Here is a 15,298-nt window from a genome sequence, read left to right on the forward strand (position 1 = left end):
CCCACCCACTGTGACCGCTACCGAGGACGTCTCGCCCGAGTTCGCCGCCGCGACCACCACCGCCCAGTTCGTCGAGATCAACGGCAACCGGCTCGCCGTCGAGGTGCTCGGCCCGGAGGGCGCGCCCGTGATCATCACGCACCACGGCGCACCGGGTCTCGGGTCGCGGGCGGAGCCGCGCGCCAGCTTCGGCCGGCTCGCCGACGAGTACCGCGTCGTGGTCTTCGATGCCAGGGGATCCGGCGAGAGCGAAGGCGCGGGTGAGTTCAGCCACGAGCAGTGGGCCGCGGACATCGACGGCCTGCGGGAGTGGATCGGGGCCGACACGATCATCATGGCGGGCGGCTCCTACGGCGGCTTCATGTCGATGGAGTACGCGACACGCTACCCGGACCGGGTGCGGGCGATGGTGCTGCGCGACACCGCGGCGGACAACACGCACTCGGAACTCTCGCGCACCAACGCCCTGGCCTCCGACCGGGTGACGGTCGACATGGACAAGTTCGACCGCATCGACGAGGGCCGTGTGCGCGACAACGATGACCTGCGCGACTGCTGGCGCGAGATCCTGCCGCTCTACGACTTCGTCTACGATCCGGAGGCCGTCGAACGCAAGGTGGCCGCCACTCCGTACCGGTACGAGGCGCACAACTACGCCTTCTCGAAGAACCTGCCCTCCTACGACCTGAAGCCGGTCCTCCCCGGCATCACTGCGCCGACACTCGTGACGGTCGGCCGCACGGACTGGATCACACCGGTATCGTGCAGCGAGACGATCGTCTCGCTGATCCCCGGCGCCGAGCTGGCGATCTTCGAGAAATCGGGGCACTCGCCCCAGATCGAGGAGGCGGAGGAATGGACGGCGACGGTTCGCAACTTCCTGCACCGGGTGGCTCCTCCGCGCACGGGCACGCGCACGGGCACGGCCGAGTGAAGGCGCTCGACACCCTCGACGAGCTCGACCGCAAGATCATCGTCGCCCTGCAGCACGACGGCCGGGCCAGCTGGACGGCCATCGCCGACATGGTGGGCAGTTCGACGGCGACCGTCGCCCGGCGCGGCCAACAGCTGGTCGCCGACGGGATCGTCCGCATCGCCGTCGTGCCAGCGCTCGGCAGCTCCGGGCAGGTGGACTCCTTCCTCGTGCGGCTCAACTGCCGCCCCGGCACGCAGCTCGACGTGGCCGCTGCGCTCGTCGCGCACGCTGACGTCCGCTTCCTCACCCTGGTCACCGGCCAGTACGACATCATCGCCGAGCTGGTGGTGTCCGGGGGAGCGGCGCACTACCCGACGCTGATCCAGTCGCTGCAGTCGATCGCGGGCATCCGGCGCTGGCGCAGCGACATCATCATGCACGTCTACAAGGTGCGGCACGACTGGAGCCGTCAGCTGTTCGCGGAGACCATGCGTCTCCCCGAGGCGCTGGAGGCCGAGAAGACCTCGCTGGTCGACCCCGAGTGGTGCGAACCGGCCCACTTCGACGACGCGGACCGGCGCCTCCTCGCCGAACTGCGCTCCGACGGCCGGGCCTCCTTCCAGACGGTCGGCGACCGGATGGGGATGAACGAATCGAGCGTGCGACGCCGGTTCGACCGGCTGCGCAGCAAGGGCTGCGTCGACATCCTCACGCTGGTGCCGGCCGCCGCGCTCGGGATGGGCGCGGAGACGCTCCTGCTCGTCCGCGTCGCCCCCGACCGGCTGCAGTCCGTGGCCCAGGCCCTGTCGGAGTACCCGGCGGTGCGCTACCTCGCCGCGATCCTCGACGACAACTCGCTGTTCTGCGAGGTGATCACGCCGTCGGTGGCCGAGCTCAACGAGTTCATCTCGCGCACGCTCGCCCTGCTCGACGGTGTCGAAGGCTGGACGGGCGCCATGGAGCTGCTCTACCTCAAGCGCGGGTTCGTCGAGACGCCCTGGTGGCGCACCCAGGTCGGCTACCCGGCGAAGCCGGACGCCGTCGGTGCGTGACGCGCCTGCCACGGTGTAACACGTCGACACAGCCCGTGCGCTTCGCAGCCGACCCGTCTATCGTTCCTGCATGACCGCGCTCGACCTGATCCCCTCCTCCGCCCCAGGGAAGCTCCCGCTGGGCGAGGTGTGCGACTCGGCGGCCGCGCTGATCGGCAACACCCCGGTGGTCGAACTGCACTCCCTGCCGGCCGGCCTGGAATCGCGGGTGCTCGTCAAGCTCGAGGGCCGCAATCCCGGAGGCTCCTCCAAGGACCGCATCGCGCTCAACATGATCCGCACGGCCGAGGTGGCGGGCGCTCTCGCCCCCGGCGGCACCATCGTGGAGGCGACGAGCGGCAACACCGGAATCGGACTGGCCCTCATCGGCCGGCTCACCGGCCATCCCGTCGTCATCGTGCACGCCGCCGACATCTCCGACGAGAAGCGCAAGGTGCTCGCCGCCTACGGCGCCCGCCTGGTCGAGGCCGACTGGGAGGCCGGGCCCGACGACCCGGCCAACCCGCGCGCGGTCGCCGACAGCATCGCGGCCGAGACGCCGGGATCGTGGCGACCGGCCCAGTTCGCGAACGCCGCGAATCCCGAGGCGCACTACCGGGGCACCGGGCCGGAGATCTGGCGCCAGACCGCCGGGCAGGTGACCCACTTCGTCGCGGCCATCGGCACCGGCGGCACCGTCAGCGGAACCGGACGCTACCTCAAGGAGGTCAGCGGGGGAGCCGTGGAGGTGCACGGGGCGAACCCGGCAGGGTCGACGTACGGTGGCGGCGCGGCCGGCCGCATCCTCGTCGACGGCGTCGGCACCGCCTGGCCGCGCGACTTCTGGCCGGACACGTTCGACCCGCGGGTGGTGGACGAGGTCCACACGGTCGAGGATGGGGTGGTGTACCGAACGCTCCGCCGGCTCGCCGCCGAGGAGGCCCTCCTGCTCGGCCCGTCGTCGGCACTCGCCGTTGCGGCCGCCCTGCGGGTGGCCCGCGAGGCGCGCCCCGGCTCGATCATCGTGGCGATCGCGCCGGACGGCGGGACGAACTACCTGACCAAGGCGTACGACGCCGAGTGGCTGACCGCCGCCGGCGTCGGCGTCGACTGACGCGCGCAGCAGAGAGAACGCATGGCACTCCTTCACTTCGGCTGGTTCCTCGGCGCGGGCTTCGGCGTCCAGGGCTGGGGCGACCCCACGTACGGCATCGGTTACGACTGGAGGCAGCCTCCCCTCTACCAGGACGCGGCGCGCGCTTTCGAGGGCGCCGGCTTCGACCTCTTCATCATCGAGGACGGCGTGGCCGTGCCGGACACGTACGGCGGGTCGGCCGAAGTGAACCTGGCCGCCGCGCGGTTCGTCCCCAAGCACGACCCGCTCCCGCTCGTCCCGTACCTGCTCGGTGCGACCAGCCGGCTCGGAATCGTGCCGACTCTCAGCGCGAGCTTCTACGAGCCGTTCACCGCTGCACGCCTGCTCAGCACCCTCCAGCACTTCGCGGGCGGCCGGCTCGGCTTCAACGTGGTGACCAGCGGCTCCGACCTCGCCGCGCAGAACTACGGGCTCGACAAGCAGGTTGAGCACGATCTCCGCTACGACAGGGCCGACGAGTGGGTGGAGGTCGTCCGCAAGCTCTGGCGCAGCTGGGAGCCCGACGCCGTCGTTGAGGACATCGCCGGCGGCGTCTTCGCCGACTACCGCAAGGTGCATACGATCGACCACGAGGGCCGCTTCTTCCGCGTCCGCGGGCCGCTGAACCTGGCGCCGCCCGCCGAAGAGCCGGTGATGGTCCAGGCGGGTGCGTCCGGTCGCGGCCGCGACTTCGCCGGCAAGAACTCCGACGTGGTGCTCGCGCTGGCCTCCACACCGGAGCGGATGCGCGAGTACCGCGACAGCATCCGGGCCGTCGCCGTCGAGAACGGCCGGGCCGCCGACGCTGTGAAGGTGCTGTTCGTGGTGCAGCCCATCCTGACCGCGAACGCCGAGGAGACCGCGAGCGTGCGTGCGGCGCGCGCCGAGCTCACGCAGGCGGCGATCGACGAGCAGCTCCAGTCGATCAGCTACCTGACCGGGGTCGACTTCAAGACCTTCGACCTGGACGCGCCGCTTCCCGAGATCACCACGAACAGCAACCGCGGCACCCTCGACAACTTCGTGTCCTCCGCTCCCGCCGGATCCACGCTGCGCGAGATCCTGCAGACCCGGGCCAAGAAGGACGGCCTGGCGATCATCGGCACGGCCGACGAGGTCGCCGACCACCTGGGCGAGCTGGGGGAGGCCGTCGGCGGCGACGGGTTCCTCTTCACCGGGCAGGTGCATCCCGCGAACGTGCACCGCACGCTCGACCCGCTGGTGCCGGCCCTCCGCCGGCGCGGCGTGCTGCGGTCAGAGCTCGGCGACGGCGGACTCCGCCGCAACCTGGCGGACTTCTGACGCCGTGACGGCTCCGACGGGTGAGGTTCTCTTCGGCGACCGGCTTCCCACGGTCTCCGACATCGCCGCGATCGCGGAGGGCGCGCGCGTCGCGCTCGACGCGGACGCGCGCGAGCGGATCTCCGCCTCCCGTGCGGTCGTCGAACGGGCGATCGAGTCGGGGGAGCCGGTCTACGGGCTCAACCGCCGATTGGGTGCCGGGCGAGACGACGCCGTGTCGGCGGACGAGCTGGCCGCGTTCCAGCGCCGCACGATCGCGAACCACCGCGGCGGCATCGGCGAACCGCTCTCCGAGGTGGAGGCTCGCGCGGTGGTTGCGACCCGCCTCGCCGGGTTCACCCGCGGCGGCGCGGGCGTCCGTCCGGCGCTCGCGGACGCGTATGTCGCCCTTCTCAACGCCGGTGTGACCCCGTGGATCCCCTCGCGGGGTTCTGTCGGCGCGGCCGACCTGACCGCGCTCGCGGAGGTCGCCGCCGTCGTCACCGGCACCGGGACGGTGTTGCGCTCGGGCGCGGAGGTTCCGGCGGCCCGGGCCCTCGCCGAGGCCGGCCTGGAGCCGATCGAGCTCGCGCCCCACGAGGCCCTGGCCGCGCTGAGTGCCAACGCGTTGAGTGTCGGCGTCGGCGCACTGGCGGCGGTCGCCGCCCGGAAGCTGGCGGAGGCGGCCGACCTGGTCGTTGCGCTCTCGCTGGAGGCGGTCGGCGCGGCCGGGCCGGCCGGAAACCTGAGCCCGTACTCGCGGGAGGTGGCTGACGCCCGTGGCGGCGCGGGCCAGACTGCCTCGGCACAGGCGATCCGCGCCGCGCTCGACGGGAGCGGCCTCCACGCGCCCGACCGTGCCGTGAGCGTGCAGGACCCGCTGGCGTTCCGCACAGCGCCGCAACTCCACGGCGCGTTCCGCGAGGCGGTGGCCCGGCTTCGCACCGAGCTGGAGGTCGAGCTCGCGGCGCGCTCGGAGAACCCGGTCGTCGACCTCCCGAGCGACCGACTCGTCTCCGGCGGCAACTTCCAAGCGCTGCCCCTGGCGCTGGCTCTGGAGAACCTGCGCCTGGCGCTGGCCCACGTCGCAGAGGCGTCCGAGCGTCGCACCGCGGCGCTCTCGCTCGCGCTCGCGTCCGCGCGCAGGGAGGGCCGAACGCGGATCCCCGGCCTCCTCCTCTATGCGGCCGCGGACGCCGTCGCCGAGGTACGGCAGCTGGCGCCGCCGGCGACGCTCGGCAGCTCGACGCTGTCGGGGGTGGAGGACCACGCGACCTATGCGCCGCTCGCTCTCCGCCTCCTGCAGCGTGCCGTCGCCCGGACGACGGAGGTGGTCTCCATCGAGGCACTGCACGCGGCCGACCTCCTCGGCGTCCTGGACGCCCGCCCGGCGGGCGCGGGCACCGCCCGCCTGGCCGACGCGCTCGCGGAAGCGTTCGCCGACCCCGTCGACGGCCGCTCCGCCGCCGCCCTCGTCGCCGAGGCCTCCCACCTCCTCACCGCCTGAGCCCGCGACATTCGTCACGAATGTCGACATTCGTGGCACGAATCGCGACATTCGTGACGAATCTCGAGACCCGCGAGGACCCGCGCTAGAGGTCTTTGCGGAAGCCGAGGTACGAGACGCGCTCCCAGTCGTCGTCGAGGTCGAACAACGGCGAGTAGCCGAGCGAGAGGTACAGCGCCACCGCCTCCGGCTGGCGGGCCCCGGTGGTGAGCACGATCGTCCGGATGCCGCGACGCGCTGCCTCGGCCTCCAGCTCGGCCATCACGCGCCGCGCGAGCCCTTGGCGCCGGTGGCCGGAGTCCGTCCAGACCCGCTTGACCTCGACCGTGGCGTCGTCCTCGCGCATGAACGCCCCGCCAGCGACCGCAGTCCCCGACGCGTCAACGAGCAGCAGGAACGTGCCGCCCTCCGCCTCGGTGAACCGCTCGGCCGGGTACCGTGACAGCTCCGCGGAGGAGGGGATGCCGTCGTTGAGGCCGTACCGCTCGTCGTACTCGCGCGAGAGCTCGTCGACCAGCGGCGCGGCCAGCGGATCGTCGGGGCGCGTGACGACCACGCGAGCCGATTCGGCCAGGCCGGATTGCGGTTGGGTCACGACCAGACCCTAGCGCGGCGCGTCGTGTCACGTGCAATCGAGGCCGTCAGACGTCGCAAACGACGGATTCCGCGCAAAGAAACACGAAATCTCTGCGAAACTTGCAGGAAAACTGGCGTTTTGCGCGCGATTTAGTATGCCTAGATTGCATCTGGGCTGGGGTATTCTCCCCTTACCCCTCCTGCACACCTTGCACCAGGAAGAAGGACAACTACCATCATGCGCATCCGATCCGTGGCCCCAGCGGCCGCCCTCGTCGCCGTCGCAGCGCTCGCGCTCTCCGGTTGTGTCGACAACTCCACCCCCTCGTCGAACGGCTCAGCGTCGAGCGCCGCGTTCGACGTGAAGAAGGACGACACCCTGGCGAACAGCCTGCCGTCCAAGATCAAGTCCGCCGGTGTCCTCACCGTCGGCATGGACGACACCTACCCGCCGAACGAGTACAAGGACGACAACGGCAACCCCGTCGGCTGGGAGGTCGACTTCACCAACGCCATCGGCGCGAAGCTCGGTGTCAAGATCAACTACGCGATCGCCAAGTTCGACAACATCATCCCGAGCGTCACCGGCGGCAAGGACGACTTCGGAATGTCTTCTTTCACCGACACCGTCGAGCGCGAGAAGCAGGTCGACTTCGTCAACTACTACAACGCGGGCATCCTCTGGGCATCCGCCAAGGGCAAGACGGTCGACCCCGACAACGCCTGCGGCCTCAAAGTCGCCGTGCAGTCCACGACGTACGAGGACACCGACGAGGTCCCGGCCAAGTCGAAGACCTGCACCGACGCGGGCAAGCCGGCTATCCAGGCGCTGCGCTACGACAACCAGGACGACGCGACCAACGCGGTCATCCTCGGCAAGGCCGACGCCCTCAGCGCCGACTCGCCCGTCACGCTGTACGCGATCTCGAAGTCGAGCGGCAAGCTGCAGGAGGCCGGCAAGACGTTCGACGTCGCGCCCTACGGTATCCCGGTCGCCAAGAACTCCGACCTGACGCCGGTGCTGCAGAAGACCATCCAGGCGCTGATCGACGACGGCACTTACAAGAAGATCCTCGACAAGTGGGGCGTGGCCGACGGAATGGTCACGACGGCGAGCATCAACGCGGCCGCGAAGGGCTGACCTGATGTCGCAGGGCAACCCGGCCGGTCCGGCGACGGGATCCGTCCCGTCGCCGGCCGGCGCCCCGCCGTCCGAGCCGATCAAAGCGATCAAGCTGCGCCATCCGTGGCGCATCGTGTTCGCGATCGTCCTCATCCTGCTGGCCGTCTGGTTCGTCGTGGACGCGTCGCAGCGGTCCGCCTACGGCTGGCAGTACGTGGGCAAGTACGTCTTCGACAAGCGCATCAGTGCTGCTGCGCTCGTGACCCTCCAACTGACGGTCTACTCGATGGTCATCGGCGTCATCCTCGGCCTGATCCTGGCCGTCATGCGGTTGTCGCCGAACCCCGTCGTCAAGTCGGTCGCGTGGCTCTACCTCTGGGTCTTCCGCGGCACCCCGGTGTACGTCCAGTTGGTGTTCTGGGGCCTCTTCTCGCTGATCTACCCGCACATCTTCCTCGGCGTGCCGTGGACGAACCTCGGCGCGACGTTCGACCTCGGCTTCATGCAGAACGCGTTCATCATCGCGATCGTCGGCCTGGCGCTCAACGAGGCCGCGTACATGGCCGAGATCGTGCGCGCCGGCCTGCTCTCGGTCGACACCGGTCAGGAGGAGGCGGCGACCGCCCTCGGCATGTCGTGGTGGCAGACGATGACCCGCATCGTCATCCCTCAGGCCATGCGCGTGATCATCCCGCCGACGGGCAACGAGGTCATCTCGATGCTGAAGACCACCTCGCTCGTCGCGGCGATCCCGCTGACCACCGACCTCTACGGTGTCGCGCGCGACATCTCCGCGGTCACGTACACGCCGATCCCGCTGTTGATCGTCGCTTCGCTCTGGTACCTGCTGTTCACCTCGATCCTGATGGTCGGGCAGTACTTCCTCGAGAAGCGGTTCTCGCGCGGCGTCAACATGCGGCGGCCCGAGAACAGGGAGCCGGCACTCGCCACGGGCGCGCTGCCCGCGGCCGGCGCACCCGACGGCAACGACCTGGGAGGCAAGGGATGAGCGACGCTCCGTCTTACGACTCGAGCGCGAAGGCTGGCGTCACGCCCATGGTCCTCGCCGAGGGCGTCTCGAAGAGCTTCGGCTCCAACGAGGTGCTCAAGTCGATCTCGCTCTCGGTGCGCCCGGGGGAGGTGCTCTGCATCATCGGGCCGTCCGGCTCGGGCAAGTCCACCTTCCTGCGCTGCATCAACCACCTGGAGCGGGTGGACGCCGGCCGGCTCTCGGTCGACGGCCAGGTCGTCGGCTATCGCCAGCACGGCGACAAGCTATACGAGCTGAAGCCCAAGGAGGCCTCCCGCCAGCGGCGCGAGATCGGCATGGTGTTCCAGCGGTTCAACCTGTTCCCGCACATGACGGCACTCGAGAACATCATCGAGGCGCCGATCCGGGTGAAGGGCATCCCGAAGGCGCGAGCGGTCGAGCGCGCCAACGAGCTCCTCGCCCGGGTGGGCCTGGCCGACAAGGGCGACCACTATCCGTCGCAGCTCTCCGGAGGTCAGCAGCAGCGCGTGGCGATCGCCCGCGCCCTCGCGATGGACCCGAAGCTGATGCTGTTCGACGAGCCGACCTCTGCGCTCGACCCCGAGCTGGTCGGCGAGGTGCTCGACGTCATGAAGGGCCTGGCGGCCTCCGGCATGACGATGGTCGTCGTCACCCACGAGATGGGCTTCGCGCGCGAGGTCGCGGACGAGCTGGTCTTCATGGACGGCGGCGTCGTCGTCGAGGCCGGCGACCCGCGCGAGGTGCTCGCGAACCCGCAGCACCAGCGCACGAGGGCCTTCCTGTCGAAGGTGCTGTAGCCGGGCGAAGGACAACGGAGCGGGCGTCGGCGTCCATCTGACACAATCGTCGGATGGACAACGACGCCCGCTCCTCCCGTCCCGTCGTCTTCATCACCGGTGCGAGCCGCCCGAACTCGATCGGTGCGGCGATCGCCCGCAATCAGGCCTCCCTCGGCTGGGATGTCGCGTTCGCGTTCTGGGACGACTACGACGCGTCGATGCCGTGGGGTGCACAGGAGCGTGCGCACGAGGAGTTCGCCGACGAGCTCCGCGCGTTCGGCGTCCGCGCCCTGCCGGTGGCCGTCGACCTCTCGCATCCGGAGTCGCCGCGGCTGGCCGTCGAGCGGGTGCGCGCCGGCCTCGGGCCGATCCGGGCGCTCGTGGCCAGCCACGCCCACTCGGTCGACAGCGGGCTGCTCGACACCAGCGTGGAGGCGTTCGACGCCCACTTCGCGGTGAACACCCGCGGCACCTGGCTGCTGATCAAGGCGTTCGCCGAGCAGTTCGCGCAGCCGTCGGACCCCGGCGCGCCGGCCATGGGCCGCATCGTCGCGCTGACGAGCGACCACACCGCCCACAACCTCCCGTACGGCGCCAGCAAGGGCGCGCTCGACCGCATCGTGATCGCCGCCGCCGTCGAGCTCGCGCACCTCGGGATCACCGCGAACCTGGTCAACCCGGGCCCGATCGACACCGGCTGGATGACGCCGGAGCTCGCCGAAGCGCTCGCCGCCGAGACCGCGCTGGGGCGCCTCGGCCGCCCTCAGGACACCGCAGACCTGGTCGCGTTCCTGCTGTCGGTGTCCGGCGGCTGGGTGAACGGCCAGCTCCTCCACTCCAACGGAGGCTTCCACCTCCCCGTCTGAGCAGCCATCGCTTCCTCACTTCCTCCCGCCTCCGACCGGCGTGTTGCGGGAGGAAGTGAGGAAGCGATGGCTGCTCAGCCCCCGAGGACTTTGCGGATGCGCTGGAGGGAGACCGTTTCGGCCGTTCCGAGCGACTGCGCGAAGAGCGACACGCGGAACTCCTCCAGCATCCAGCGGGCGTGCACGAGGTTCTCCGGCGCGTGCGGCGCCGGCGGGATCCGGCCGCCGGCCTCCGTGTAGAGAGCGGTCGCGGTCTCCACCTGGGTCTGCCAGGCGCGGTCGCGGCCCGGGTTGGTAGGCAGCGCCTGCATCCGCTGCGAGATGCCCGACAGGTAGCGGGGGAGGTGCTTCAGCTGCTCCAGGCCCGTCGCCGACACGAACCCCGGGTAGACGAGGCCGGCCAGCTGCGTCTTCGCGTCGTTCAGCGACGGGAGGTACGCGAGCGACGTCGTGCCGCCGATCGCCTTCTCGGCCGCCCGCGCCGCCGTGAGGGTGCGCGTGACCAGCGCGACCGTCTCGAACATCGAGTCCATGACGACGCCGGACACGCGGTCGCGCACCGCCTCGAACTCCGCCCGCATGAAGAGCTGGCCGTCGGGCTTCATCCGGTACAGCACCGAGTCGACGACGGCGAGCAGGCAGTCGTCGAACAGTGCCTTCGTGTTGGGATAGGGGCTCGCGGCGAGGGTCAGCTTCTCGTTCGCGGTGAGGTGCTGCTGCACGTAGGCCACCGGCGACGGGATGCTCGCGAGCAGCAGCCTGCGCACCCCGCCTGGCAGCGCGCGCGCCTGCTCCGCCGGCGTGGACATCAGCCGGATGCTGACGCTGGAACCGTCGTCGACGAGCGCCGGATACGCGCGGACGGTGTTGGTCGTCCCGTTCGGGCCCTTCTGGGTCGAGTCGAGGTGCCGGGGCAGCTCGTCGAGGTCCCAGGTCGTGAGCCCCGAGCGCTCGATCGCGTCCGGGGTGCGCGCCTCGGCCACACGCGCGACCGAGTCGCGGGCGCGCGAGCGCAGCCGCTCCTGAAGTGCGGCGAGGTCCTTGCCGCTCGCCAGCGGCCTCCCGCGCTCGCCGATCACCTGGAAGGTCGGCCGCAGGTGGGCGGGCAGCCGGTCGAGGTCGAAGTCGGCGCCGGTGACGCGCGATCCGGTCTGCCGCGAGATGGTCGCAGCGAGCGTGTCGGCGAGTGACGCCGCGGGTCGGCGGCCGTCGTGGGCCTCCATGCCGGCAGCGCCCGCGAGCTCGCCGAGCAAGCGCTTGGCCCAGTCGGCGGCGGGGACCACCTGGCGGCGGATCGCCTTCGGCAGCGACTTGATCATCGCCGTCACGAGCTCCTGGCGCAGGCCGGGCACCTGCCAGTCGAAGCCGTCGGGCACGAGGCCGGCGAGCAGCGCGAGCGGCACCTGCACGGTCACCCCGTCGTCCTCCGCTCCCGGCTCGAAGCGGTACCGCAGCGTGAGCCGCTGGTCGCCCTGACGCCACACGGGAGGGAACGCCTCCTCGTCGATCCCTGCCGCGTCGTCCTCGAGCAGGGACTCCGGGGTCATCGTCAGGAGGTCGGGCGTCTCGTTCCTGGCCTTCTTCCACCAGCCCTCGAACGACCGCGTCGAGACCACGTCGGCCGGGATGCGGGCGTCGTAGAACTCGAAGACGGCCTCGTCGTCGTTGAGGAGGTCGCGCCGCCGGGTGCGCTCCTCGAGCTCGCGCAGCTCGGCGAGGAGTTTGCGGTTGGCCCGGTCGAACGCCTGGCGCGAGTCCCACTCGCCGTCGACGAGCGCGTGCCGGATGAACAGCTCGCGCGACAGCTCGGCGTCGATGCGGGCGTACTGCACGCGACGCCGCGGGATGATCGGTACGCCATACAGCGTGACGCGCTCGTAGGCCACGACCGCGCCCTGGCTCTTCTCCCAGTGCGGCTCGCTGTACTGGCGCTTGCAGAGGTCGCCGGCGATCGGCTCGGCCCACGCCGGGTCGATGGTCGCGTTCATCCGCGCGAAGAGCCGGGAGGTCTCCACGAGCTCGGCGGACATGATCGCGTTCGGCTGCTTCTTGGCGAGTGCAGAGCCGGGGAAGATCACGAACCGGGTCTGCCGGGCGCCGAGGTACTCCGACTGCCGCTGGCCGCGGGCGGAGCCCTTGTTCCCGCTCTCGCGCAGGTCTTTCAGCCCGATGTGCGACAGCAGCCCGGCGAGCAGCGACCGGTGGATGCCGTCGGGGTTGATCGACGGCTCGCCGAGTGTCAGTTCGAGCGGGCGGGCCAGCTGGCGCAGCTGCCGGTACACGTCCTGCCACTCGCGCACGCGCAGGAAGTTCAGGTATTCGGCCTTGCACAGCCGCCGGAACGCGCTGGAGGAGAGCTCGCGCTGCTGCTCTTCCAGGTAGTTCCAGAGGTTGAGCAGTGTGAGGAAGTCGCTGGTCGGGTCGACGAAGCGGGCGTGCTTCTCGTCGGCGCTGCCGCGCTTCTCGACCGGCCGCTCGCGCACGTCCTGGATGGTGAGCCCCGCGACGATGGCCATGACCTCCCGCGACGTGTTGTGCCGTTTCGACTCGACGACCATGCGGGCGAACCGCGGGTCGATCGGGAGCTGGGCGAGTGCGCGGCCGACCTTCGTCAGCGCGTTCTCGCCGTTCTTCGTCGTGATGGCGCCCAGCTCGGCCAGCAGATCCAGACCGTCCTTGATGCCCCGCGAGTCCGGGGGCGTCAGGAAGGGGAAGGCCGCGATGTCGCCCAGCCCGAGCGAGATCATCTGCAGGATGACCGCCGCCAGGTTGGTGCGCAGGATCTCGGGCTCGGTGAACTCGGGCCGCTTCTCGAAGTCCTCCTGCGAGTAGAGACGGATGGCGATGCCGTCGCTGGTGCGTCCGGAGCGACCGGACCGCTGGTTGGCGCTGGCCTGCGAGATGGCCTCGATGGGGAGGCGCTGCACCTTCGCGCGCGTGGAGTAGCGGCTGATGCGGGCGGTACCGGCGTCGACGACGTACTTGATCCCCGGCACGGTCAGGCTGGTCTCTGCGACGTTCGTGGCGAGCACGACGCGGCGGCGCACGCCCGGCACTGTGGACGGCTGGAAGACGCGATGCTGCTCCGCAGACGAGAGCCGGCCGTAGAGAGGCAGGACTTCGGTGCCCGGCAGATTGCGGCCGCGGATGGCGTCGGCGGCATCGCGGATCTCGGTCTCACCCGAGAGGAACACGAGCACGTCGCCCGCGGCCTCCCTGGCGAGCTCGTCGAGGGCGTCGTTGATGCCCTGCAGGTAGTCGCGGTCGGCGGCGGGCACCGGATCCGGCTCGTCGTCGTCGGCCTCCAGCGCCTCCGCGACGAGTGGCCGGTAGCGGATCTCGACGGGGAACGTGCGGCCCGAGACCTCGACGATCGGCGCTGGTGTGCCGTCCGCCGCGGCGAAGTGCGCGGCGAAGCTCTCCGGGTCGATGGTGGCCGAGGTGATGATCACCTTGAGGTCGGGTCGCTTCGGCAGCAGTTCGCGCAGGTAGCCGAGCAGGAAGTCGATGTTGAGGCTGCGCTCGTGCGCCTCGTCGATGATGATCGTGTCGTATTTTCGCAGCAGCCGGTCGCGGTGGATCTCGTTGAGCAGGATGCCGTCGGTCATCAGCTTGATCCTGGTCGCCTTCGACACCCGGTCGGTGAACCGCACCTGGTAGCCGACCAGGTCGCCGACGCTCTGCCCGAGCTCCTCGGCGATGCGCTCGGCGATCGTGCGCGCGGCCAGTCGACGCGGCTGCGTGTGCCCGATGTTCTCCCTGCCGAGCTCGAGACAGATCTTCGGCAGCTGCGTGGTCTTGCCGGAGCCGGTTTCGCCGGCGACGATCACGACCTGGTTGTCGCGGATCGCGCGCGCGATCTCATCGCGCTTCTGGCTGACGGGCAGCTCGGGAGGGAAGACGATGCGGGGGAGGGCGACCGATGCGGACATGAGCCCTCCAGTCTATCCTTCTACGGCATCGCAAATCTCTTGTGCACGCAGAGTACTTTGTGTTACAAAGTAAATATGAACGAGAACGTATCCGGAGACGCGCGCGAGATGCTCGACCTCATCGACGGTCAGCAGCGGCGCGTCGACCGAGGTCATCGCATCCCCGTCGTCTGGCTGTACACCGTGTGGGCGGTGGCGTGGCTGATCGGCTTCCTCGCCCTCTACCTCGCGCAGCTCGGCCTCGTCCTTCCGGTCGCAGCCGGAGTCCTGTTCGCCGTGCTCATCGTCGGGTCGATCGTCGCCTCCGCCGTGATCGGTTCGCGCATCGGCCGCGGTGTGCGAGGGGAGTCCCAGTTCTCCGGCACCGTGTACGGGGTCTCCTGGTCGGTGTGCTCGGTCGCCTTCGCGCTGGTCGGAATCGGGCTGATCGCGCAGGGAATGCCGGGCGAGCTCGCCGGCATCTACTTCCCGAGCGCCTACGCGCTCATGTGCGGAACGCTCTACCTCGCCGGCGCGGCGATCTGGGGTGACCGGCTCCAGCTCGGCCTCGGGCTCGCCCTGCTGGTCGTGGGATCGGTCGCACCGTTCCTCGGCCTCGGGCCGAACCTCCTGCTCATGGCGATCGCGGGCGGGGTTGTCTTCGGCGCCGGCGCGATCGTCACCCTCGGCACCCTCGGCACCCTCCGCGCCCCGAAGCCGCAGCGGTGACCGGCGTGGACGAACTCGACCCGGTCATCCACGCCGCGGCACGCCTCAAGATCACCGCCACCCTGGCGACGGTCCCTGACGGCGGCAGTATGTCGTTCCCCCGGCTGCAGGAGCTGCTCGACCTCACCGCTGGCAACCTGGCGACGCACCTCCGCAAGCTGGAGGACGCCGGCTACGTGGAGGTCGAGAAGGCGCACCGCGGCCGGGTGCCGGTCACCTACCTCGCGCTCACCACCACCGGCCGCCGCGCCTTCGAGGACTACACGGCCACCCTGCGCGGCATCCTCGGCGCCTGAGATCGCCGAGGGGCACGCTGTTGTCCCTTTCGCGCGTCGAAGGGGACAACAACGTGCCCCTCGGCGAACGGCTCGCGATGGGGGACATGCTCGCACCAACGGGGGCGTTGCGGGGCGTGGCGCGGTGACGTAGGTT

General features: G+C 70.4%; 13 protein-coding genes. 11 read left to right on the top strand and 2 right to left on the bottom strand.

Annotated features, from left to right (window positions below):
• Positions 1 to 10 precede the first annotated feature (10 nt).
• The 5 genes from JNB50_RS09760 to JNB50_RS09780 all read left to right on the top strand — a co-directional run bounded on the left by JNB50_RS09760 (position 11) and on the right by JNB50_RS09780 (position 5,870).
• A complete protein-coding gene (locus JNB50_RS09760; protein ID WP_208039922.1) occupies positions 11 to 934 on the top strand; it encodes an alpha/beta fold hydrolase in 924 nt (307 codons plus the stop codon).
• The gene (locus JNB50_RS09765) at positions 856 to 1,968 is read left to right on the top strand and encodes an Lrp/AsnC family transcriptional regulator (RefSeq protein WP_243768267.1); all 1,113 of its coding nucleotides are present in this window, start codon (positions 856 to 858) and stop codon (positions 1,966 to 1,968) included. Before JNB50_RS09760 ends, JNB50_RS09765 begins: the two co-directional genes overlap by 79 nt.
• Before the next feature lie 70 nt (positions 1,969 to 2,038).
• The gene (locus tag JNB50_RS09770; protein ID WP_208039923.1) at positions 2,039 to 3,061 is read left to right on the top strand and encodes a PLP-dependent cysteine synthase family protein; all 1,023 of its coding nucleotides are present in this window, start codon (positions 2,039 to 2,041) and stop codon (positions 3,059 to 3,061) included.
• 21 nt (positions 3,062 to 3,082) lie between these two features.
• Positions 3,083 to 4,384, top strand: a complete 1,302-nt coding sequence (locus JNB50_RS09775) for an NtaA/DmoA family FMN-dependent monooxygenase (protein ID WP_208039924.1) — start codon at positions 3,083 to 3,085, stop codon at positions 4,382 to 4,384.
• A gap of 4 nt (positions 4,385 to 4,388) precedes the next feature.
• Entirely contained in the window at positions 4,389 to 5,870 is a 1,482-nt protein-coding gene (locus tag JNB50_RS09780) for an aromatic amino acid ammonia-lyase (RefSeq protein WP_208039925.1), read from the top strand.
• 85 nt (positions 5,871 to 5,955) lie between these two features.
• Here JNB50_RS09780 and JNB50_RS09785 read toward each other — a convergent pair whose 3' ends face one another.
• Positions 5,956 to 6,465 carry a GNAT family N-acetyltransferase gene (locus JNB50_RS09785; RefSeq protein WP_307794672.1) on the bottom strand — a complete coding sequence of 170 codons (510 nt, stop codon included), beginning with the start codon at positions 6,463 to 6,465 and terminating at the stop codon, positions 5,956 to 5,958.
• A 219-nt stretch (positions 6,466 to 6,684) separates the two neighbouring features.
• On the opposite strand from JNB50_RS09785, the gene JNB50_RS09790 reads away from it, so the two are divergent.
• From JNB50_RS09790 to JNB50_RS09805, 4 genes are read left to right on the top strand one after another with little or no spacing between them, the layout of a single operon-like run.
• On the top strand, positions 6,685 to 7,587 hold the full coding sequence (locus tag JNB50_RS09790; RefSeq protein ID WP_208039926.1) for an ABC transporter substrate-binding protein: 903 nt from the start codon (positions 6,685 to 6,687) through the stop codon (positions 7,585 to 7,587).
• A 4-nt stretch (positions 7,588 to 7,591) separates the two neighbouring features.
• Positions 7,592 to 8,578, top strand: a complete 987-nt coding sequence (locus JNB50_RS09795) for an amino acid ABC transporter permease (RefSeq protein WP_208039927.1) — start codon at positions 7,592 to 7,594, stop codon at positions 8,576 to 8,578.
• 47 nt (positions 8,579 to 8,625) lie between these two features.
• Positions 8,626 to 9,378 carry an amino acid ABC transporter ATP-binding protein gene (locus tag JNB50_RS09800; protein WP_208039957.1) on the top strand — a complete coding sequence of 251 codons (753 nt, stop codon included), beginning with the start codon at positions 8,626 to 8,628 and terminating at the stop codon, positions 9,376 to 9,378.
• Positions 9,379 to 9,431: 53 nt separating this feature from the next.
• Positions 9,432 to 10,226, top strand: a complete 795-nt coding sequence (locus JNB50_RS09805; RefSeq protein WP_208039928.1) for an SDR family oxidoreductase — start codon at positions 9,432 to 9,434, stop codon at positions 10,224 to 10,226.
• Between the two features lie 74 nt (positions 10,227 to 10,300).
• On the opposite strand, the gene hrpA is transcribed toward JNB50_RS09805, so the two are convergent.
• On the bottom strand, positions 10,301 to 14,158 hold the full coding sequence (hrpA, locus tag JNB50_RS09810) for an ATP-dependent RNA helicase HrpA (protein ID WP_208039929.1): 3,858 nt from the start codon (positions 14,156 to 14,158) through the stop codon (positions 10,301 to 10,303).
• Between the two features lie 75 nt (positions 14,159 to 14,233).
• Here hrpA and JNB50_RS09815 point away from each other — a divergent pair, with 75 nt between their 5' ends.
• Both JNB50_RS09815 and JNB50_RS09820 read left to right on the top strand, forming a co-directional pair.
• Entirely contained in the window at positions 14,234 to 14,866 is a 633-nt protein-coding gene (locus JNB50_RS09815; protein WP_208039930.1) for a hypothetical protein, read from the top strand.
• 5 nt (positions 14,867 to 14,871) lie between these two features.
• Positions 14,872 to 15,162 (top strand): transcriptional regulator, encoded by a 291-nt coding sequence (locus tag JNB50_RS09820; RefSeq protein ID WP_208039931.1) that lies wholly within the window; start codon positions 14,872 to 14,874, stop codon positions 15,160 to 15,162.
• Positions 15,163 to 15,298: the final 136 nt, after the last annotated feature.

The sequence above is a fragment of the Leifsonia sp. TF02-11 genome (assembly GCF_017565305.1).
GTDB lineage: Bacteria > Actinomycetota > Actinomycetes > Actinomycetales > Microbacteriaceae > Leifsonia.

Bases quoted from the DNA above. Each gene is read 5' to 3' on its own strand.
- JNB50_RS09805 (WP_208039928.1), top strand. From the start codon at position 9,432: ATGGACAACGACGCCCGCTCCTCCCGTCCCGTCGTCTTCATCACCGGT.
- JNB50_RS09800 (WP_208039957.1), top strand. From the start codon at position 8,626: ATGGTCCTCGCCGAGGGCGTCTCGAAGAGCTTCGGCTCCAACGAGGTG.
- JNB50_RS09770 (WP_208039923.1), top strand. From the start codon at position 2,039: ATGACCGCGCTCGACCTGATCCCCTCCTCCGCCCCAGGGAAGCTCCCG.
- JNB50_RS09795 (WP_208039927.1), top strand. From the start codon at position 7,592: ATGTCGCAGGGCAACCCGGCCGGTCCGGCGACGGGATCCGTCCCGTCG.
- JNB50_RS09775 (WP_208039924.1), top strand. From the start codon at position 3,083: ATGGCACTCCTTCACTTCGGCTGGTTCCTCGGCGCGGGCTTCGGCGTC.
- JNB50_RS09765 (WP_243768267.1), top strand. From the start codon at position 856: ATGGACGGCGACGGTTCGCAACTTCCTGCACCGGGTGGCTCCTCCGCG.
- hrpA (WP_208039929.1), bottom strand. From the start codon at position 14,158: ATGTCCGCATCGGTCGCCCTCCCCCGCATCGTCTTCCCTCCCGAGCTG.
- JNB50_RS09790 (WP_208039926.1), top strand. From the start codon at position 6,685: ATGCGCATCCGATCCGTGGCCCCAGCGGCCGCCCTCGTCGCCGTCGCA.
- JNB50_RS09815 (WP_208039930.1), top strand. From the start codon at position 14,234: ATGAACGAGAACGTATCCGGAGACGCGCGCGAGATGCTCGACCTCATC.